Here is a 20,811-nt window from a genome sequence, read left to right as displayed (position 1 = left end):
CTCTGGAAAAGAGATGTTGATAATGTCAAATAGCTTTCCGCAAGTCATGACAATTGCCGGTTCCGATTCTGATGGCAGTGCCGGTGCGCAAGCAGATTTAAATACTTTTTTTGCCCGTAATGTTTATGGTATGAGCATTTTGACAGCCTGTGTTGCTGGAAATTCATATGGGATTCGTACTAGCCAAGCACTGTCTCCCGACTTTATTGATGCCGAGTTTGAAGCAGTTGCAGCCGACTTTCAGGTTCGCGCTTGCAAAACAGGAATGTTAACCGACCGTGAGACCATTCTAACCGTTGCTAATCAGTTGAAAAAACATGACTTTGGTCCCCTAGTGTTAGATCCGGTCATTATTACCAAGCATGGAGCATTGTTGTTGGCAGATGATGCTTTTAACACACTAAAGACAGAATTAGTGCCCCTTGCAACTGTCCTAACGCCTAATTTCTACGAAGCGCAAAAATTAACTGGTATTGAACTGAAGACACCTGCTGATTTCCAAGCTGCTGGCCAAGCACTATTGGCAATGGGCGCAAAAAACGTCATGATTAAAGGCCATCACGAGGCCGGACAATCAATCGTTACAGACTACGTTTGCCTTGCCGATGGACAAGAATTTTGGCTATCAGAACCTTACGTTGAAACCACCCATATTAATGGGACGGGCGATTCACTTTCAGCTTGCATCTGTGCTGAAATCGCTAAGGGGCAGACAATTGAGGCTGCCATTAAGACCGCTAAACAATTTGTTCACCGCGCCATCGCTAACCCGATTGAAGTCGGCCACAAGTATGGTCCAATTAACCACCATGCTTAAAATACAAAAAAGCCCACGGATTTTTCCGTGGGCTTTTTGAATGTTTAGTGTTCTGCTTCTTCAATATCGGCATTGACTTGTTGTAAGTCAAAGCCACTCTTTAAAAAAGCTTCGTTATCACTTGGGAAGTGCTGTTCAAACGTTTCAAACGGTTGGAGCGTCATTTGAGCATCGACCACGGTATAGTCTAGAATATGACCGCCAAAGTCGTGCGTATCGTTTAAGAAGTGTACGTGATAGCCTGCAACAGCTGCGCCTTGATAAAGCGCTGGTGCATAATACCCAATCAACGTGCCCGTTACGTCTATTTGTTCAAACTCCGGTTGCACTCGGGTTGCAGCAGTCAAATTCGGATAAGGTTCCTGTTGTGTTTGGACGGCCCGCGTATGCATGACTTTGAAAGTCCCAGTCATTTTAACCGCAAAAAACAAGTTTTTTAACGGTGCTTGCGCTAGAATTTGCGTTTCTAACTCAGCCTTTGTGCGTTGATGAACCGCTTGTGTAGGTAATGATGAATCTTGCCAATGCACTGTCGCAAATGGAACTGTCGCATCAGGTGCGAGTTCAGTCACTTGGCCATCTCCATTCACAGTATAAGCATGGCCATCTAATAAGACCAGTTCGCCAGCTAAACCGTGCGCCGTCCCGATTCCAAAATTCCCATGGGTTAATAATTCAGCAACGGTCATTGTCCCTGTAAAGAGCCCCGGAATTAATAGGGCTAACGTTCCGTGTTGATAAACGCGTTTGACATCATTTGTCATTGATTTTCCTCCTCAAATTAAACGAGTTGGTCAGGTAATAATGCTTGGCCTAATAATTGATTATCTTTGTAATCAACGGGCACATCTACAAGGACGGGACCATCAATGGCAAAGGCTTGATCCAATACTTTACCAAGATCTGCGGCTTTTTCGACCCGTAACCCGGTTACACCAAAACTCTCTGCATATTGGACAAAATCAACGGGACCAAACTTAACGGCCGCTGATTCGCCATATTTCATTTCTTCTTGGAATTTTACCATGTCATAATAACCGTCATTCCAAATAATATGCACGATGTTTAAGTTCAGACGCACCGCAGTTTCTAAGTCTTGACCTGAGAATAAGAAGCCACCATCTCCCGAAACCGACACAATTTGTGTATTTGGCCGCACTAGAGCAGCACTGATCGCCCATGGCAATGCCACACCTAAGGTCTGCATCCCGTTACTAAAGAGCAAGTGCCGTGGTTCGTAACTTCTAAAATGCCGCGCCATCCAGATGTAATGACTACCAACATCGACCGTGACGGTCATTTCGTCGGTGACCCGTGCTTGCAGTTCTGAAATAATGTTCAACGGATGACTAAGTGGATTATTGGTCGTCATTTCAGGTGCCGTGTCACGTTGATTGAGTTCTGCGTGCAATTCAACTAAATAATCACGCACATCGCCCGCTAGTTGATACCCCTTCATATAAGGTAATAAAAAGTCTAGGGTCTGCGCAATATCGCCGACCAATTCTTTTTCAGGTTGGAAATTATGATCGATTTCAGCGCGCATATCATCAATCACCATAATGTGCGCATCACTTTCAGCGTTCCAGTTACGCGGTTCATATTCGATTGGATCATAGCCGACTGCAATAACAAGATCACTGCGTTTTAGAATGCGGTCGCCTGGTTGATTCCGGAATAAACCAACTCGCCCATAAAAATCAGTTTCTAAATCACGCGAAATGACACCGGCTGCTTGGAACGTTTCAACGACCGGAATGTGGGTTTCAGCCACTAAATTGCGAATCGCTGCTGTCACTTCTGGTGAAGAAGCGCGCATACCAACTAAAAGTACTGGTAATTTTGCTTCTTTAATCCGTTGTGCCAAAAGCGTCGTTTCAACGGGACTGGCTGGCCCTAATTTAGGCGCCATTAGCGGTTCAATCACTTTAGAATGAACTTCTGAGTCCGTGACATCTTGTGGGATGCTGACAAACGTTGCGCCCTGTTTAGCGGATTCAGCTTCTTGATAGGCGTTAGCAATCACTTCTGATAAATTCTCAGGTTCTTGGACTTCCGCACTGAATTTTGTGATTGGTGCGAATAAAGCGGCATTACGCATGCTTTGATGCGTTAGTCGCAACAAATCAGCGCGTTTCACTTGACCGGCAATGGCTAAGACTGGATCACCTTCTGCCGTTGCTGTCACGACCCCCGTCGCTAAATTACTGGCACCAGGGCCTGAAGTCGCCATTACAACGCCTGGTCTGCCCGTAATCCGACCAATCCCAGCCGCCATGAAGGCTGCATTTTGTTCATGGCGCGTCAAAATTAATTTGGGCGTCTTTGGATTAACGGGATGTTCTAGTCGTTCAAAAACCCGATCAATCTTCGCACCCGGAATCCCGAACACGTACTCAACATCATGATTTACTAAACTATCGATGATGGCATCCGCGCCGTAATACTTCTTTTCTTCAGTCATGACTTACCCTACCTAACCTATGATTTTATAATTTATATCTTAGCATGGAACTACTGGAAAAACTAGCAGAGTGCGTTTAGAACGCGTTACCCGCCTACAGCCAGTTTACTAAAAAAACGCACTCACCATCTTGGTAAGTGCGTTTTTTTAATCATTCATTAACGAACAGTAATTTCATAACTTGCATTAAACGTTTCACCTGCAGCCAGTTCGTTGACACCAAATTTTTCTGAAAGTTCACCGCTTGCGTCAACGGTATCCGCAATCCCCCACCAAGGTTCAAGGCACACAAGGTTGCCTTCTGTTGGATAAGGTGACCAAACACCGATGAATGGGGCGCCAGCCAATTTCATGGTCACTGAGTGGTCCGTTTTTTCAGAACGAATACTGAATTCATTGGCTTGACCCTTTAATTCGTAGATTAAGGCGTCATTTTTAAATAATTGGTGATTGATATCCGTTGCGACGTCGGTTGGTGCTAACGTCCGGTCGTTCAAATTAATGAAGGCCCCTTGCAATGGGATCTTAACCCGTGATTTTTGTGGGCGGTAGTCTAAGAAATAATCTTCAAATTGCGTGTCATCCGTTAATGGGACTTTAAATCCTGGATGACCCCCAATTGAGAAGTACATTGACCCGCTTGGCGCAACATTGCGGACGTCATAGCCAACCGTCAAATGCATATCATGAACACGATAGCTCACACGTAATTCAAATTCAAATGGATACACGGCCCGGCTGTCAGCGTCTGCTTTCAACAAGAAAGTCACGGCGTGGTCCGATTGTTCTTCGATACTGAATTCGCGATCACGTGCAAAACCGTGTTGACCCATCGGATAGGTTTGGCCATTATACGTATATTGGTCCGCTTTTGAACGCCCCACGAATGGGAATAAAACGGGTGCGTGCCGGCCCCAAACATCGGGATCAGCTTGCCATAAATATTCAAGCCCCGAAACGGCGCCCTTAATACTTTGTAATTCGGCGCCTTTTGGACTGAGGGTCACCGTTAAAAATTCGTTTGCAATTTGGATCATCTTAAAATACCACCTTTTAAAAATTATAGAATAAAGCGGGTTAAATCTTTATCGGCTGCAATATTACCGATCTTATCGTTGACATATTGTTCTGTGATGGTGATATCCCCCATCTGCATGTCAGGACCTTCAAAGAGAATATCCTCTAATAGCTTCTCTAAGATGGTGGCCAAACGACGCGCACCAATATTATCGGTATCATGGTTAACTTGGAAGGCAATCGCAGCAATGCGGCCGATTGCTTCCATCGTGAAGGTGACGTGCACCCCATCGGCGCCAATCAACGCCATGTATTGTTTTACAAGTGCGTTGTTTGGTTCCGTTAAAATTCGGATGAAGTCTTTTTCAGTTAAATCTTCAAGTTCAACCCGGATTGGGAACCGTCCTTGTAATTCAGCGATTAAATCGCTGGGTTTTGATTCAGCAAACGCCCCTGAACCGATAAATAAGATATGGTCGGTCTTCAAAACACCGTATTTCGTATTGACTTGTGAGCCTTCAACGATTGGTAAAATATCACGTTGAACCCCTTCACGAGAGACTTCACCAGATTGTTTTTTGCCACCAGCCGTAATTTTATCAATTTCATCGATAAAAATAATCCCGGTATTTTCAGCACGTTGGAGCGCATCATGGTAAATATCGGCATGGTTGACTAATTTAGCGGATTCTTCTTGAATGAAAACTTCACGCGCTTCTTTAACCGTTACCGTCCGCGTAATTTTTTTCTTCGGCATAATTGAACCCAGAGTATCGTTTAAATCAATTCCCATCTGGCCCATCATATCGTTCATTGGGGCAACTTTTTTCGGTTCATCAACTTGAATTTCGATTTCCCGGTCATCTAACAAGCCTTTATCTAACTGTTCTTTAACAGATAACCGTTCGTTACGGATATCATCCGTCACTTCTTCTGGTTCAGTTTGTCCGAAACCAGCTGGTGTTTCCCCTTTTTGAAGCGCGTTAAACATGTTCATTAAATCATTCATGTTGTTATTGTTCTTACGTTGTTCCTTTTTAATGCCCGGTACTAGTAGTTTAACCAAGCGCTTGTCTGCTTGACGAGCAGCCTTAGCACGAACGTTTTTAAATTGTTCTGTTTCTTCCATATGCACAGCCACATCAGCTAAGTCGCGGACCATTGATTCAACGTCACGTCCCACATATCCCACTTCGGTAAATTTAGTGGCTTCAACCTTGATAAATGGGGCATCGACAACTTTCGCTAACCGTCGGGCAATTTCTGTTTTCCCGACCCCAGTTGGCCCGATCATTAATAGATTTTTAGGCGTGATTTCTTGTTGCATTTTTGCACTGAGTTGCATCCGGCGATAACGGTTGTATAGTGCAACCGCAACGGCTTTTTTAGCTTGATCTTGGCCAATGACAAATTGATCAAGTTCGGCAACGATTGTTTTGGGTGTTTTATTCATTAAGTCCATTGTGCGACCTCCTAAAATGATTCGACAATCACGTTGTGGTTGGTGTAAACATCGATTCCACCAGCAATATCAACACTGGTTGTGACGATTTTTTCAACGGATAAGTCATCTTTTCCTTCAAGTAATAATGCGGTAGCTGCTGCTTGGGCGAAATTGCCGCCTGAACCCACGGCAATCACTTGATCACCTGATTCCGATAGCGTATCAGGGGTGATGACTTCACCATTCCCTGAAATTAATAAAATATCAGTCGCATTGACCGCAATCAACATCGCTTCTAATTTTTGAAGCGTTGGATCTTTACGCCAGTCTTGCGCTAAAGCAACAGCAGCATGTTGCAGGTCGCCTGAATACTTTTCTAATTTTTGTTCAAACCATTCTTGTAGCGTAAAGGCATCTGCAACACCACCAGCAAAGCCGATTGCGACTTGATTACCATAAATTCGACGGACCTTTTTAGCAGAATCCTTCGTCACAAATTTTTCGCCCATGGTGACTTGACCGTCACCGGCGATAGCTGTTTTACCATTATGTTTAACTGCACAAATTGTTGTCATATGAATTACTCCTAACGTTGTTTGGGGATTGGGCGGGGCTTAACGTGCTTTTCAAACTAACTTTCTGCGCTTAGCGCTGTGAATCAAATCAGCGACTTTATCGCTAATTCGCTTCCCTATGCTAGTGCTCAAAAGTTGAACAAGCTTGAAAGCACTTACTTTTTTCTTAACGTGCTTTCATCAACTGCTTTGCTACATCTGTCATATCACCGGCGTTGCCGGTAATCCGCCTGATTAGGCAAATGCTCAAAAACAACCCGTTGATGACGCACTTCTTTCTTAACGTGCTTTTCAAACCATACTTCTGCGTCTAGCTACGTCCCGCAAACGATCGACTACGTCGCTCATTCACGTGACTGGGCTAGTCCTCAAAGTATAACCGGTTTGAACCCACTTCTTTCTTTAACGTGCTTTTTCAAACCATGTTCTTGCGTTTAGCTACACAAGTCAAACAATTGCTTCCAGTAATCATTCGCCTTGTTAGGCTAATTCTCAGAACATAACCGGTTTGAACGCACTTCTATTTTAGCAGTCTTTAAGACTGTGTGCTAATATTAGTCTATTTTTCGTTGAAAAAAATCAAACTTTAGTCCGAGTTTTACGCGCGGGGAAAGAATTGGCGGTAATCTTTTTGTAAATGGGCTGTGGTGACATGGGTGTAAATCTGTGTGGTTGATAAACTACTGTGGCCTAATAATTCCTGCACCGTTCGCAGATCAGCACCGTGATCCAATAAGTGAGTTGCAAAGGTATGCCGAATCATATGCGGATGAATGTCACTCGTTAAACTTGTTTTCTTGATAATCTGATCTAAAATGTATTCAATTCCCCGACTTGTAATTGGCGCTCCGAGATGATTAACAAAAACGACATCGTGGTCCAATTGTTTTTTGGCCATCAATTGAACACGACCAACTTTTAAATAAGCTTGCAAGGCACGTTCAGCATGGTGCCCGAATGGTACATAGCGATCTTTATTGCCCTTTCCATGAACAAGAATGACGCGTAAGCCGAAATCAATTTGTGCTACCGTCAACTGCGCGCACTCACTCACCCGCATCCCCGTCGCATACAGTAATTCTAAGATGGCGCGATTCCGTTGATCGAGTGGTTGATCCCCATCAATGGCAACAAATAGCGCGTCCATTTCCTTTTCGTAAAAAAACCGCGGCAGCTTATGCTGTTGCTTTTTTAATTGAACAGCTTCAAAAGGATCGGTTTGCACGAACTCATTTTTCACTAAATACCGGTAAAACGACCGCAAACTCGAAATTCGCCGCGCGACAGTTTCACGACTATATTCTTTTTGATCCATTTCATTCAAGTAAGTCTGCACGTCCAGTGGCGTGACCTGTTTAAACGACGCTAAGCCGCCGTTAGCGGTTAAAAAAGCACTGAACATCTGAATATCAGCTTGATAAGCTTTTTGGGTTTCTGGCGAGTAATGCCGATCGACCACTAAGTACTGTAAAAAAAGATTAAGCCATTCTTGTTCTAACGCCAAAAAAATCCCTCCAAGCTTGATTAGTATTACTTTACCACAAGCCTGGCGGGATTTAAAAGATTCTAATTAAAGTGTCGTCTTAAATTGGTCGATACTTTCAAGTGCGCGATCAGCAAGTGCTTGGTTCCGTTCCTTTTTATCGCGAATCCGTTGTTTCAAAGGTTCGAAAATCCCAAAGTTCGCATTCATCGGTTGGAAATGTTTGGCACTCGTATGGGTAATATAGTGCGCCATTGATCCCATCGCCGTATCCGTTGGGAAAACAGCCGGTGTTTGGTCCAACGCCAGTTTAGCGGCGTTAATCCCAGCCACTAGTCCAGAAGCGGCACTTTCAACGTAGCCTTCAACCCCAGTCATTTGACCAGCGAAGAATAGATCGTCACGTTGTTTTGATTGATAGGTTGGTAATAAAACATCTGGTGATTTCATGAAAGTATTGCGATGCATCACACCATACCGCACAAATTCAGCATTTTCCAAACCAGGAATCATGCGGAAAACCCGTTTTTGTTCGCCCCACTTCAAATGTGTTTGGAAACCAACAATGTTGTACAAACTAGCAGCCGCATTGTCTTGGCGCAATTGCACAACGGCGTATGGTTGTTTGCCAGTATTCGGATCTTCCAATCCAACGGGTTTCAAAGGCCCGAATAACATCGTCTTAATCCCGCGTTTGGCCATCACTTCGATTGGCATACAGCCATCAAAGAACTTTTCTTCTTCAAAGTCATGCATTTCTGCAACTTCAGCGCTAATCAAGGCTTTGTAGAAGTTTTCGAATTCTTCTTCAGTCATTGGACAGTTTAAGTAAGCAGCTTCGCCCTTATCATACCGTGATTTGAGGTAAACTTTATCGAAATCGATACTGTTCTTATCCAAAATGGGCGCTGCAGCATCGTAGAAATACAAGCCATCACTGCCGTTTAAGGCACTGATTTTTTCAGCTAAGCCTTCGGACGTTAATGGACCAGTGGCCACAATCGTAGGACCTTCTGGAAAATCGGTTAATTCTTCATGATGAACTGTGACACGTTCATGATTGGCTAAGCGATCCGTCACCGTTTGTGAAAACGGTGTGCGGTCAACGGCCAATGCGCCACCAGCAGGAACGGCATTTTGATCAGCCGCACTGATGATTAATGAGTCCAAGTGACGCATTTCTTCTTTAATTAAGCCAACCGCATTGGTAATTTGGTTCGCACGGAGCGAATTCGTACACACTAATTCTGCGAATTGTTCTGTATGGTGCGCCGGTGTCATTTTAACGGGACGCATTTCATAGAGGTGCACATTCACACCGCGTTGGGCAATTTGCCATGCTGCTTCTGAACCGGCTAATCCGGCACCAATCACGTTTACAAAAGGTTCTGTGCTCATTTGCTAGTCTCCATTTTTCTAATTATTTTTGGACAATTTCTTCGTAGTCACCGTTTGGACAAATTACTTGTTTGCCACCTTTAATTTTCTTTTCAACAAGGTAGTGTTCACACTTCGGACAGTTTCTGCCGACGGGTTTATCCCATGTGACAAAATCACAATCTGGGTAACGATCACAACCGTAGAATAAGCGATTCTTCTTCGATTTACGTTCGATGACTTGCCCCTTACCACATTTGGGACAGGTGACGCCGATTTCCTTCACGATTGCCTTGGTATTGCGACAATCTGGGAAGCGACTGCAAGCGAAGAATTTACCATAACGACCCATTTTAACAACCATTGGGGCACCACAGATGTCGCAGTCAAAGCCAGCTGGTTCATCTTTAATTTGTACTTTTTCGATTTGTTCACTCGCTTTTTCGACTTCTTTTTCAAACGGTTTGAAGAAGTTGTCAATCACCTTGACCCAGTCTTCTTTACCCGTTTCGACTTCATCCAAACGATGTTCCAAATCGGCCGTAAAGTCGATGTTAACGATGTCCGGGAAGAATTCGACAATTAAACCATTGACGATTTCCCCTAACTCAGTTGGTTCAAAGCGTTTTGCGTTTAACTTCACGTAATAACGCCGTTGAATCGTTTCGATCGTTGGTGAATACGTTGATGGTCGACCAACACCGTTTTCTTCCAAAGCCTTAACTAAATTGGCTTCAGAATAACGTGCTGGTGGCTGCGTAAAATGTTGCGCTGGATCAGTTTTAACGAGTTTCACCGCATCCCCAACTGCAAGTTCTGGTAAGACATTATCCTTAGCAGAGTCTTCAGTATCACGTGATGACACATAGAGTTTCGTGAATCCTGGGAACTTCATTTGTGAGCCGTTTGCCTTGAATAAGACATCACCTTGAGCAATCTTAACTGCGACCGTATCAAAAATGGCTGGTGTCATCTGACTGGCGACAAACCGTGACCAGATTAAGTTATAGATTTTATATTGATCGTTAGTTAAAACGTCTTTCAAGCTCTTAGGTGTCCGCATCACTGACGTTGGGCGAATCGCTTCATGGGCATCTTGTGCACCTTCAGGATTCTTCGTCTTATGCGCCTTTAATGCCGCATATTCTTCACCATAATTGTCATGGATGAATTGTGACGCTTCATGTTTAGCACCGGTAGAAATCCGGGTTGAATCGGTACGCATATAAGTGATTAACCCGACCGTGCCTTCTTTGCCACCAAGGTTAATCCCTTCATACAATTGTTGGGCTTGCATCATTGTTTTCCGCGTTCTGAAGTTCAACTTACGGTTGGCTTCTTGTTGCAAGGAACTCGTTGTAAATGGTGCGGCTGCAAAACGTTTGCGTTCCCGTTTCTTAACATCTTCAATCGTGAAATCCTTAGTCTTATCGATTTGTTTCAAAATCGCTTGAACCGCATCATTATCGCCAAGGGGTAATTTCTTACCCTTCACGCCGTAGAAACTGGCGTTAAACTTACTACGTCTCTTTTTAAATTCCGCATCCAATGACCAGTATTCTTCTGGAACAAAGGCTTTAATCTCGTTTTCACGATCAATCACGAGTTTTAACGCAACGGATTGAACCCGACCAGCACTCAAGCCTTTTTTAACCTTTTGCCAGAGTAATGGACTGATTGAATACCCGACAATCCGATCAAGCACGCGTCGCGCTTGTTGTGCATCAACGAGTTTCATATCGATACTACGTGGGTTTTTAAAAGCACTTTTAACGGTGTCTTTGGTAATTTCGTTAAAGACAACCCGGTTTTTTTCAGTTGGATCGAGTTTTAAAATATGGGAAACATGCCATGCAATCGCTTCGCCTTCGCGATCCGGATCGGCTGCGAGATAGATATGATCAACTTTTTTAGCTTGCTTTTTTAATTCTTTAATCGTTTCGCCTTTACCGCGAATCGAGATATATTTAGGTTCATAATTATTTTCAAAATCAACACCCATTTGACTCTTTGGTAAATCGCGGATGTGACCCTTGCTTGCAACAACCTTATAGTTGCGCCCAAGGTACTTTTCAATTGTTTTGGCCTTTGCAGGTGATTCTACAATGACTAAATTTTTGCCTGCCATGGACAAACCCCTTTCAACAGAACGCTTTGTTCAAATCGTTCATTAGCATAAAACACTACCTTGACGATTGTCAACTGATAGTATGCTTGATATTAACAGCTTAAAGCATAGCATAGGTTTGGCAGTATGCCAAAGAGAAATTGTTTTCAAACGTACAAATCACACCAAAAATCGGGGTTCAACCACTTGGTCGAACCCCGATTTCTTCTATTATATAGTCGCCAGATAAAAAACTTAGACTGACAAACTATTTTTTTGTGCATCGCGTTCAAGAATCCCCGCAATAATTTGATCAAGGGTGATGGTTGCCATCTCCGCTTCCGCAGCTTTTTGCACCTGATCATAAGCCGCATCAAGGGTTGCTTGAATGTTGCTACCAATTAAACAATCTGGATTTGTTTTTTCATCAACGTGTAATAACCGTTGATCTGTATCAAGCGCCTGAAAAACGGCTAACATTGTAATCTGTTCCGCTGGGCGCGCTAATTTAGGGGCAATCGTCCCCGGTTTAGTCGCTAATAAATCCGCCTTCACCAGTAGTGACATTAGCCGCCGCACTAAACTAGGATTAGACTCGATGCTCCCAGCAATCGCTTGGCTTGATAAATCACCATCTTGAAAAATATCGACATAGGCCAAAATATGGATGGCATCACTAAGTTTATGAGAATATTTCATGGTTCAACCGCCTTTTTGAAATCAATTCAGGCTTATTTAATAATCGTCTGTAACGCTTCTTTTAATGAAGGTAATGGTCGGCCTAAGACATCGGGTAAATCAGAAGTGGTTTCATCTAAATCACCATCTTGAATCATTGTTTGAATACCAGTGACAATTTCAGCGACTTCAGCAGGTAAGCCGTTGTCTTCGAGGCTTTGACGATAATCAGCCGCATCTAATGATACTACCTTAAATTCTTGATTAGTCAACTCGCTAATCGCTTGAGCTAAATCCGCATAAGTGGCTGGCGCACCGGCAAATTCATAAATCGCTTTTGGTTGATCGTTGACTAATACCTTAGCCGCAGCTTCAGCATAGTCGTGTTCGAGTGCCCAACCAACATGCCCTTCACCAGCGCCATAAACAAATGGTTGACCTGCTAATGCGCCTTTAATGCTATCCATTTCGTTTTCAAGATACCAGTTATTGCGTAAGAATGTATGATCAATGCCTGATGCCGCCAATGCTTTTTCAGTTTGAATGTGATCACTTGCTAAAGCACCTGTTGCTTGATCAGCGTGTGGGAAACTCGTATAAGCAATCCACTTAACGCCAGCCTTTTTAGCAGCTTCAATCACGTTTAAATGTTGTTGCGCACGGGGCACATCGCCACCAGGTTGTGAGGAGATGAATAATAACCGGTCAACGCCTTTGAGTGATTCCGTTAATGTGGCAACATCGTTATAGTCACCGGGACAAACGGTCACACCAGCTGGGACCATTTTAGTGGCTTTTTCAGTATTCCGTGCTAATCCAATGATTTGTTCTGCTGGCACTAAGTCAGCCAACGTCTTCATTGCGACTTGCCCAAAACGACCTGTCACTGCTGTAATTGCATATTTCATATTAAAAATCCCCTTTGAATTCTATTTGTTACTTTATAAGTAACTTGTGACTTTAATATTAACAACATGCCGCAGAATTGTCAACAATTAACCCTCAATCAAAATAATGCAACTCGTCCAATAACAATTGTTGATTTAAAAGCGGCGTTGCACCGGCTAAAATCAGTTGATTACAGCCTGCCGATAATGAATGATTAACCTGGCCCGGTAAGGCATATACGTTACGATTGGCTTGTAATGCTAAATTAGCGGTGATTAAGCTACCACTTTTTTGGCGGGCTTCTGTGACCACTAAACTATGACAAAGTCCGGCAATAATCCGATTTCGGGCTGGGAAGTGGTGCTTCTTAGCCGTTACGTCCAAACCGTATTCTGATATCAATAACCCTTTTTCAGCGACCGCCTGTTGCAAGTGTTCGTTTTGTGGTGGGTAATAACAATTCAAGCCCGTTCCAATCACGCCAATCGGTCGTAACCCTTTTTGGAGTGCAACTTCATGCGCCATCGCATCCGCCCCTTGAGCTAAACCACTGATAATCGTCGTTGTTTGTGGTAATCCCAATAAATGCTGCAGGGCTTGCTTAGTATACTCCGTAGCTTGCCGCGCACCAACCACCGCAACACATGGCTGTTTCAAAACACTTAAATCGCCGCGATAAAATAAAACTGTTGGCGGACAATGGGTTTCTAACAACCGTTGCGGATAATCTGCTTCTAGAATCGTCAGATACTGAACATAACGTTCATGCGTGGCACACTTCTGTTGCAGAGCTAGACTGTCAAAACTAGTCTGAAAGGTCAGCCAATATCGCTCCGGTAAACACGCAATCTGCGCAATCTCCAGTGCCGATAACGCCCAATTGTGACTCGTTACTAACCATGCGGCTAAGCGTAATTCACTGATGGGGCCAAACCCATCTGCCAGGTGTACTTTCAATAATAATTGCTTTTTAGTCAACACAAAAAAACAGCTCCTTTACGTTTATCTTCGTAAAGGAGCTGTTTTATTTTCTATAGGGCGTCTTTAACGGGCGAAAAACTGCGGCGGTGAATTGGCGTAACACCGAATTCAGCTAAACCAGCGAGATGTTTCGCTGTCCCGTAACCCATATTATTAGCAAGATCGTAACCCGGATATTGTTGATCATAATTAATCATCAATTGATCCCGAATCACTTTAGCCACAATACTGGCTGAGGCGATACTAATACTGCGCGCATCCCCCTTAATCAATTTTTCTTGTGGGATGTCTGTCGGCACGGTCATTGCGTCCACCAATAGGTAATCGGGGTGTTCTGCTAAACCAGCGACAGCTTCGCCCATCGCCAGTTCCGTAGCGTGATAGATATTCTCTTGGTCGATCCGTGGTGCATCGGCAATCCCAATACTGACACTGATGGCTTGTGCCATGATGCCGCGATACAGTTCTTGTTTCACCTTAAACGAAAGCTGTTTAGAGTCGTTGACTTGCCATAGGTCAAAATCATGTGGCAAAATGACGGCCGCTGTCACAACTGGACCCGCTAATGGGCCGCGCCCAACTTCATCAATTCCAGCAATCAAGGAATAATCTGGCCATAAACTTTCTTCTAGCTGGCGTCGTTCGATAAACGCCGCTTTTTGCGCCGCTAACTTAGCCATCCGCTTGTCATATTGAACGAGTAACTTCTGCACGCCAGCACGCGCATCACTGCGTAAGAGCGCCACTTCTTCCTCTGAAATGTCGTCTAATAAGCGTGCCTTAATGGCAGCAATTGATTCTGGTTTGGTCATTAGTGCGCCTCCACAGGAACGATATCGAGTGTAAAGCGCCCTAACTTACCCTTACGCGCGTCCGTGATGAATTTCATACAGAAGCGATCGTAGTCTTCTTTAAAACCTAGTCGTTTGGTCAATGCCATGATTAAATCAGGCGCTGGCATTTCAAGTTCAGCCGGCGTCACATGGTATTCTTTTACCAATTGTTGCGGATAGAAATCCTTGAAATAATCGAGGGCATACACCACAACATCATCCGGGTGATAAATTGCATCCGAAATCGCACCAGTTAAGGCCAACTTATTGCCGACAGCTGGATCTTCGAATTTAGGCCATAAAACCCCTGGTGTATCTAATAATTCGAGTGATTGGCCCGCTTTTAACCATTGTTGATTCTTGGTTACACCGGGTCGATTACCTGTTACCGCAATGTTTTTTTGCACCAAGCGATTCAAAATCGTTGATTTACCAACGTTAGGAACCCCAACACACATTGCACGGATCACCGGATTAAGAATCCCTTTTGCCCGTTTTTTAGCAAGTTTGTCTGCCAAAATTTCTTGTGCTACTTTTTCGATTTGCGGTAATTTTGATTTATGTTGCGCATCAAGCGCGATTGCTGTAATCCCCCGTTTTTTAAATGTTTCAATCCATTGTTGTGTGCGTTTGGCATCTGCCATATCCGCTTTGTTCATAATCAAGAGCGTCGGTTTGTTTTGACCAAGTTCTGCAATCATCGGATTAATGGAAGATTCTGGAACCCGTGCATCCACGATTTCGAGAATCAAATCGACTGCTTTGAGCCGTTCTTTAATTTGTTTTTGGGCCTTTGCCATATGGCCTGGATACCATTGAATTGTCATAATAACTCCTTTATTGCTAGTTAAGCGATATACATCATTCTTAATATTTGTCACTGATTGTATTATTCTTAATTCTATCATACCTGATGTCTGGCTGACGGGTTAAATTTAATTCCGGACTACAACATCCACCAATTAAGCGTATCATTTTTTCAGTTAAGCATCATATTCAGTACATTTCATACGATCATTAGCACTCGATAATCAAAAAAGCTGGCACACTCTAGAGTATGCCAGCTTTTTTGATTATTTTAAAGATTGTATATCTTTAATCGGCCAGTAGACCGCCACTGCTCGGCCTAATATTGTATCGCGGTGGATCGTACCAAACAAACGGCTATCTTTGCTAATCTGGCGATTGTCACCCAATACAAAGTACTCATCTTTTGGAATCAGCTTTTCGCCGATTAAGGTTTTTAATTCAAAATCTGATGTTAAAACCCCTAGTTTCTTTTTGGCCTGATTCAAGAATGGTTCGGAGACATGCCGTCCATTGATGTACAGCTGGTCATTGCGGTATGCAACGGTTTCACCCGGCAGACCAATCACCCGTTTCACATAAGTTGTTTGATCAGCTCGGGTGAAGACAACAACATCAAAGCGCTTGATGGGCCCACTAGTGCGTAATAAGAGTTGGTCCGCTGACTCAAGCGTCGGGGCCATCGATTGCCCTGATACCGATGCGGGGACTAGAATGAATGACCGTAACACAATCGCTACCGTCCCAGCCAGTAAAAATGCGAGAAGCCAATAGCCGGTAATGGCCCATCCCCGCCACAATTTCTGCTTCGGGGAGGTCATTAGGCTTGTTCGCTTTCCTGATAGGCTTCATACGCCTCATCAAAAATCGTCATACTCGGGAGGTAGCTACCATTAAGTTCCAAATAGCGCGTTAATGTTTCATAATCGCCGCTTTGTTTAGGAAAAGATTGGTCAAAAAAGGCATTGTTGGCAAATTGGGGAACTGGTTCATAATTATTCGGATCACGTTGGGTCATGAGGTAACGATAAAAACTCTGCTTCATCTGAACACCTTATTTCTTATTTTTTAGCGGAATATAGACGTTTAAATCAATCTTATCATTCTTCAAATCGATATGTTTAGCAGTTACTTGCATCCCGTTTTCGAGCTTGAACTCATTTAGGCGTAATGTAGTCCGGCTCTTGTGTGCATCCAAAATAACCCATTTGGGGAATTTGTATTGACGCTTGATGTAATTAAAGACAAACGACATGGGCACCTTCAATTGTCCGACTGCTAATTGTTTGGCGCGTAATTGGACGTCGCCATTTTCTAAAACGTACGGTTCAAAAAAGAGGTTGAATTCGACCGGAAACCCTAAGAACTTGAATTGACCAGATAAAATCGCCTGCTGATCTAGGGTTAGTTGGTATTTAATCTTTGAATCTTCCAAGTAGTTTTGTAAATAATAGGCGACTAAACTATTGATTTGTTTCTTATGCATCTGAATTTCAAAAGTGCTATCAACTTTGATGATTTTCTCAGTTTTAATCGTTTCAGTCTTAGGGGCTGTCACGTTGTAGCCGACAAAACCAACTGTCCCGATCACGACTGCTAATAAGACGATGAAACTGTATTTCCAATAATTGATGGTCCGTTTAGTTGTTGTTTTCTGTGCTGCTTGATGTGCTTGTCTGGTTGTCATAACCTATCCTTTCTCTAATCCCACGTTTGCTTGTGTGCTTTCATCACTTGCCAAAAGGCCTTTGTGACCCGTTGATAGCCTTTATGATTGGGATGGAAATGATCATCTGGACTGATATAGGGGTTCAAATGCTCGTTAGCCGCTAATGTTTTTTGCAACTGTGCACTATCCATTTTAGCGAGCGATTTAGTCTGTTTGACAAAATGCCCATCGCCCCGTGTCAACATCCGATCACTATTGACATAATACGTATCTTTGAAATCATTAGCAACCGTTTTGGCGGTCTGATTCCACTCAGCAACCGCCTTTGACATCCCATTAATTTCAGGGAAATAGACATAAAACGGATTGTAGACCCCCATGATGAAAATTGGGGCATCAGGATTATATTTTCTAATTTGCGTCATCAGCGTGGTTAAATTCGCTTGATATTTTTGCTGACCAGTCGTAATCCGACGTTGATTCAGCTCAAAAAAATTATTCTGTAAAACTGCCATTAGGTCGTTGCCCCCAACAGTTAGCGTCACAATATCAGCTTTTGCCAATTGCTGCTGTAGCGGCTTTTGTTTCTGCACGCGTTTAGTAATCTGTACACTGGTATCGCCCGTCACACCGAAATTGGCGGTCTTGACGGGATGCTTGGTTGCTTGCTGAATCTGATTGGCAACTAATGACACATAGCCTTCTTTGTTGGTCTCATCACCAACACCATGCGTCAATGAATCGCCAATCGCAACCAACTGCAACGTCTTTTTTGGTTTTGGTTTTGATTTGATCACTTTATCCGCTGAAGACGTTGATGTTACCGTCTTAGGCGCTTGGTTGGGCCGTGGCGTTAATAGTTGCCAGATAATAAAGACCACTAAAATCGCACCAGCAAATAAGCCTAAATCAATTAAAATCTGTCGTGCTTTCTTCAAACGTGACACCTCGGTTATTTCTAGATAATAGTTAAGGCTGGGACAATTAAATGTCAACCAGCCTTAGTGTGTTAATGCATTAATTGTAATCTTGTTATTCCTCTGTGTAGTACATAACGGCAAATGCGCCTGCACCCGCATGCGTTGCAATCACTGGATCAGTTGTCCGAACAAGAATTTCGATGTTTGGGAATACTACTTGCAATTGTGCTTTAATTTTTTCGCTCAATTCTAGCCCATCCGCATGTGAAATCCCGATTGCCCGAATCTTTAAGTCGCGCATATCAGCTTCCATTTCATCGATGAATTTCGTAATGGTCTTCATCCCCCGGCCTTTGCGTAACACTTTTAATTCGCTATCAGCCACTTCAAGGATCACCTTGATATTTAATAAACTTGAAATCACACCAGCCGCATGACTCAACCGGCCCCCCTTAACGAGGTTGGTTAGATCAGTCACACCCATGTATAACTTCGTATGATCGTGTACGTTTTGAATGGCTGCTAAAGCATCATCCATGCTACCGCCGTTTTCAATGACTTCTGCCGCTTTTAACACTTGGAATGCCATTGCACGGTCGGTAAAGTCGCTATCGACAACTGTTACATCTGCTTTCGCCATCTCGCCGGCTTGGCGGGCTGTATCAACAGTGCCACTAATTGCTCGTAGCATGTGAATTGATAAAATCTGGCTGCCATCAGCCGCTAATTGTTCATACGTTTCGACAAAATTCCCGATTGCGGGTTGACTCGTCTTAGGTAAGGCACTCGCACTTGCCATTTCAGTCATAAATTGATCGCGGGTAATGGTTTCACCATCGATATACACCGTATTGTCGATCATAATCGTCAACGGAATAACCGTAATATGATGTTCTTTAATTTCTTCAGGAGTGAGTTGGATGGATGAATCCGTTACAATTTTAATATTAGCCACTATTACTTCAGCCACGCTTTCTATCTTGAAATCTGGGCAATCAACGGCCCCGTGATTTCTATGATTATGTCTATTGACAGTATATCAAACAATCACGCTTTTTTCACCAAAAGTTACTGATTAAAAAAAAGCCAGTTGTCACTTTTGTAGCAAGCAAAAAGGCGGTTACATCGCTGCGACCGCCCTTAATTGAATCTTTCTAACGGCGTTGATAGATTTCAAACGTATGCGCATAGCGATTACGTTCGTCCACCACACCAGGTGTTTGACTGATCAATTCGAACTGATCCATCGCTAATTTTGGCATATAAACGTTGCCTTCAAACGATTCAGCAATTTTTGTAACGTACAGATAATCGACATCATCGGCGTACATTGCAAAAATATCGGCACCACCAATGATAAAAATCTTTTTCATCGGGTTGGCTTGCTCATATTTAAGCAGTTCCGCTTTGGTGTGCATCACAAACACCCCATCAGCCACAGCTAAATCCGGTTGTCGCGTAATCACAATGTTTTGGCGTCCAGGTAAGGGTTGGACGGGTAAACTATCATACGTTTTCCGGCCCATTACCACCACTTCATGAACCGTTTCGTGTTTAAAATTGGCAAGATCGTTGGGTAATGACCATGGTAAGTGACCATTTTGACCGATTAACCCATTTTGATCTTCAGCCCATAAGAATGCTAACATTGGCGCTCCTCCTCATTAAACCGCAACGGGTGCTTTAATTGCGGGTTCTGCTTCATAGTTTTCAAGTTTAATATCGGCGACATCAAAATCAAAGATGCTTGTTTTATCTGGATTGAGCCACAATTTTGGTGCGGCATGAATTGGGCGTTCAAGCTGTGTCTTCACCTGTTCAATATGATTACTGTAAATATGGGCATCACCCAACGTATGGATGAATTCACCGACTTCAAGGCCGGTTTCATGCGCAATCAAATGTGTCAATAATGCGTAGCTCGCAATGTTAAATGGTACGCCAAGGAAAACATCCCCGCTGCGTTGATACAATTGGCACGATAACCGTCCGTCATTAACGTAGAACTGGAACATCGTATGACAAGGCGGCAACGCCATACTTGGCACGTCTTCTGGATTCCAAGCTGAGACAATTAAGCGCCGTGAATCGGGATTGGTTTTAATTTGTTCAATCACATTTTTAATCTGATCGATTGTGTCCCCAGAACGGGTTTGCCAAGCACGCCATTGTTTACCATAGATATCGCCCAGTTCACCATATTGTTTGGCAAAGGCTTCATCGTCTAAAATCCGTTCGTTAAACTGTTGCATTTGGTCGCGATAAACAGTATTGAAGGCCGCATCAGTTTGGGCACGATGACCAAAATCTGTCATATCCGGGCCTGTGTAATCGGCACTTTGAACGTAACGTTCAAACGCCCATTCATCCCAAATATGATTATTGTGTTGTAGTAAGTAACGAATATTGGAATCACCTTTTAAAAACCACAATAACTCACTTTTAATTAACCCGAATGGCACTTTTTTGGTGGTTAATAAAGGAAACCCTTCGTTTAAATCAAAGCGCATTTGATAGCCAAACAGACTATAGGTGCCAGTGTTGGTACGATCTTCTTTATAATGACCCGTTTCTAAAATGGTACGTGCTAAATCTAAGTAGGTTTGCTCAGACATGATGTGGATTCCTTTCTTTAACGTGCTTTTTGAAACTGGCGCTTGCGCTTAACGACATTTGTCAAATCAGCGATTACATCGCTAATTCGCCAAATTAAGTTAATGCTCAGCGTCAAACCGTTTCAAACGCACTCAG

21 protein-coding genes are annotated in these 20,811 nt (G+C 43.3%); 1 reads left to right on the top strand and 20 read right to left on the bottom strand.

Annotation, left to right across the window (positions count from 1 at the left end):
- Nucleotides 1–22 precede the first annotated feature (22 nt).
- On the top strand, nucleotides 23–817 hold the full coding sequence (thiD, locus tag ACF1X7_RS03535) for a bifunctional hydroxymethylpyrimidine kinase/phosphomethylpyrimidine kinase (protein WP_411162429.1): 795 nt from the start codon (nucleotides 23–25) through the stop codon (nucleotides 815–817).
- A 44-nt stretch (nucleotides 818–861) separates the two neighbouring features.
- On the opposite strand, the gene budA is transcribed toward thiD, so the two are convergent.
- The 20 genes from budA to ACF1X7_RS03435 all read right to left on the bottom strand — a co-directional run bounded on the left by budA (nucleotide 862) and on the right by ACF1X7_RS03435 (nucleotide 20,675).
- Nucleotides 862–1,581, bottom strand: coding sequence for an acetolactate decarboxylase (gene budA, locus ACF1X7_RS03530; protein ID WP_064777136.1), 720 nt, complete (start codon nucleotides 1,579–1,581; stop codon nucleotides 862–864).
- Between the two features lie 17 nt (nucleotides 1,582–1,598).
- Nucleotides 1,599–3,281 (bottom strand): acetolactate synthase AlsS, encoded by a 1,683-nt coding sequence (gene alsS / locus ACF1X7_RS03525; RefSeq protein ID WP_064777135.1) that lies wholly within the window; start codon nucleotides 3,279–3,281, stop codon nucleotides 1,599–1,601.
- A gap of 158 nt (nucleotides 3,282–3,439) precedes the next feature.
- Complete coding sequence (locus ACF1X7_RS03520; RefSeq protein WP_064777134.1) at nucleotides 3,440–4,318, bottom strand: aldose 1-epimerase family protein; 879 nt, start codon at nucleotides 4,316–4,318, stop codon at nucleotides 3,440–3,442.
- 23 nt (nucleotides 4,319–4,341) lie between these two features.
- Nucleotides 4,342–5,760 (bottom strand): ATP-dependent protease ATPase subunit HslU, encoded by a 1,419-nt coding sequence (gene hslU / locus ACF1X7_RS03515; RefSeq protein ID WP_004270302.1) that lies wholly within the window; start codon nucleotides 5,758–5,760, stop codon nucleotides 4,342–4,344.
- Nucleotides 5,761–5,771: 11 nt separating this feature from the next.
- On the bottom strand, nucleotides 5,772–6,317 hold the full coding sequence (gene hslV / locus ACF1X7_RS03510) for an ATP-dependent protease subunit HslV (RefSeq protein WP_004270318.1): 546 nt from the start codon (nucleotides 6,315–6,317) through the stop codon (nucleotides 5,772–5,774).
- Nucleotides 6,318–6,915: 598 nt separating this feature from the next.
- Complete coding sequence (gene xerC / locus ACF1X7_RS03505; protein WP_064777132.1) at nucleotides 6,916–7,821, bottom strand: tyrosine recombinase XerC; 906 nt, start codon at nucleotides 7,819–7,821, stop codon at nucleotides 6,916–6,918.
- 66 nt (nucleotides 7,822–7,887) lie between these two features.
- A complete protein-coding gene (gene trmFO / locus ACF1X7_RS03500) occupies nucleotides 7,888–9,198 on the bottom strand; it encodes an FADH(2)-oxidizing methylenetetrahydrofolate--tRNA-(uracil(54)-C(5))-methyltransferase TrmFO (RefSeq protein ID WP_004270308.1) in 1,311 nt (436 codons plus the stop codon).
- A 22-nt stretch (nucleotides 9,199–9,220) separates the two neighbouring features.
- Nucleotides 9,221–11,305, bottom strand: a complete 2,085-nt coding sequence (gene topA, locus ACF1X7_RS03495) for a type I DNA topoisomerase (RefSeq protein WP_064777131.1) — start codon at nucleotides 11,303–11,305, stop codon at nucleotides 9,221–9,223.
- 234 nt (nucleotides 11,306–11,539) lie between these two features.
- Entirely contained in the window at nucleotides 11,540–11,983 is a 444-nt protein-coding gene (locus ACF1X7_RS03490; RefSeq protein ID WP_004270319.1) for an Rrf2 family transcriptional regulator, read from the bottom strand.
- Nucleotides 11,984–12,015: 32 nt separating this feature from the next.
- Nucleotides 12,016–12,870, bottom strand: coding sequence for an SDR family oxidoreductase (locus ACF1X7_RS03485; RefSeq protein ID WP_039099414.1), 855 nt, complete (start codon nucleotides 12,868–12,870; stop codon nucleotides 12,016–12,018).
- 94 nt (nucleotides 12,871–12,964) lie between these two features.
- Nucleotides 12,965–13,831, bottom strand: a complete 867-nt coding sequence (gene dprA, locus ACF1X7_RS03480) for a DNA-processing protein DprA (protein WP_064777129.1) — start codon at nucleotides 13,829–13,831, stop codon at nucleotides 12,965–12,967.
- A gap of 50 nt (nucleotides 13,832–13,881) precedes the next feature.
- Complete coding sequence (locus ACF1X7_RS03475; RefSeq protein ID WP_064777128.1) at nucleotides 13,882–14,643, bottom strand: ribonuclease HII; 762 nt, start codon at nucleotides 14,641–14,643, stop codon at nucleotides 13,882–13,884.
- A complete protein-coding gene (gene ylqF, locus ACF1X7_RS03470) occupies nucleotides 14,643–15,494 on the bottom strand; it encodes a ribosome biogenesis GTPase YlqF (RefSeq protein ID WP_162145192.1) in 852 nt (283 codons plus the stop codon). Before ylqF ends, ACF1X7_RS03475 begins: the two co-directional genes overlap by 1 nt.
- Before the next feature lie 243 nt (nucleotides 15,495–15,737).
- Nucleotides 15,738–16,292, bottom strand: coding sequence for a signal peptidase I (gene lepB, locus ACF1X7_RS03465; protein ID WP_052202764.1), 555 nt, complete (start codon nucleotides 16,290–16,292; stop codon nucleotides 15,738–15,740).
- Nucleotides 16,292–16,516, bottom strand: coding sequence for a YozE family protein (locus tag ACF1X7_RS03460; protein ID WP_004270292.1), 225 nt, complete (start codon nucleotides 16,514–16,516; stop codon nucleotides 16,292–16,294). The genes lepB and ACF1X7_RS03460 overlap by 1 nt, the downstream gene beginning before the upstream one ends.
- Before the next feature lie 9 nt (nucleotides 16,517–16,525).
- A complete protein-coding gene (locus ACF1X7_RS03455) occupies nucleotides 16,526–17,158 on the bottom strand; it encodes a YpmS family protein (RefSeq protein ID WP_064777127.1) in 633 nt (210 codons plus the stop codon).
- 14 nt (nucleotides 17,159–17,172) lie between these two features.
- Nucleotides 17,173–18,078: an SGNH/GDSL hydrolase family protein gene (locus ACF1X7_RS03450; RefSeq protein ID WP_064777126.1), complete on the bottom strand. Its 906-nt coding sequence runs from the start codon at nucleotides 18,076–18,078 to the stop codon at nucleotides 17,173–17,175.
- 94 nt (nucleotides 18,079–18,172) lie between these two features.
- Nucleotides 18,173–19,015: a DegV family protein gene (locus ACF1X7_RS03445; protein ID WP_064777125.1), complete on the bottom strand. Its 843-nt coding sequence runs from the start codon at nucleotides 19,013–19,015 to the stop codon at nucleotides 18,173–18,175.
- Between the two features lie 199 nt (nucleotides 19,016–19,214).
- Nucleotides 19,215–19,709, bottom strand: a complete 495-nt coding sequence (locus tag ACF1X7_RS03440; RefSeq protein ID WP_004270296.1) for a dihydrofolate reductase — start codon at nucleotides 19,707–19,709, stop codon at nucleotides 19,215–19,217.
- A 15-nt stretch (nucleotides 19,710–19,724) separates the two neighbouring features.
- A complete protein-coding gene (locus ACF1X7_RS03435; protein ID WP_039099421.1) occupies nucleotides 19,725–20,675 on the bottom strand; it encodes a thymidylate synthase in 951 nt (316 codons plus the stop codon).
- Nucleotides 20,676–20,811: the final 136 nt, after the last annotated feature.

It is taken from the genome of Latilactobacillus sp. VITA-14, from assembly GCF_046580785.1.
GTDB classification, from domain to species: Bacteria; Bacillota; Bacilli; order Lactobacillales; family Lactobacillaceae; genus Latilactobacillus; species Latilactobacillus curvatus.
This window is presented reverse-complemented; position numbering and strand designations above follow the sequence as displayed.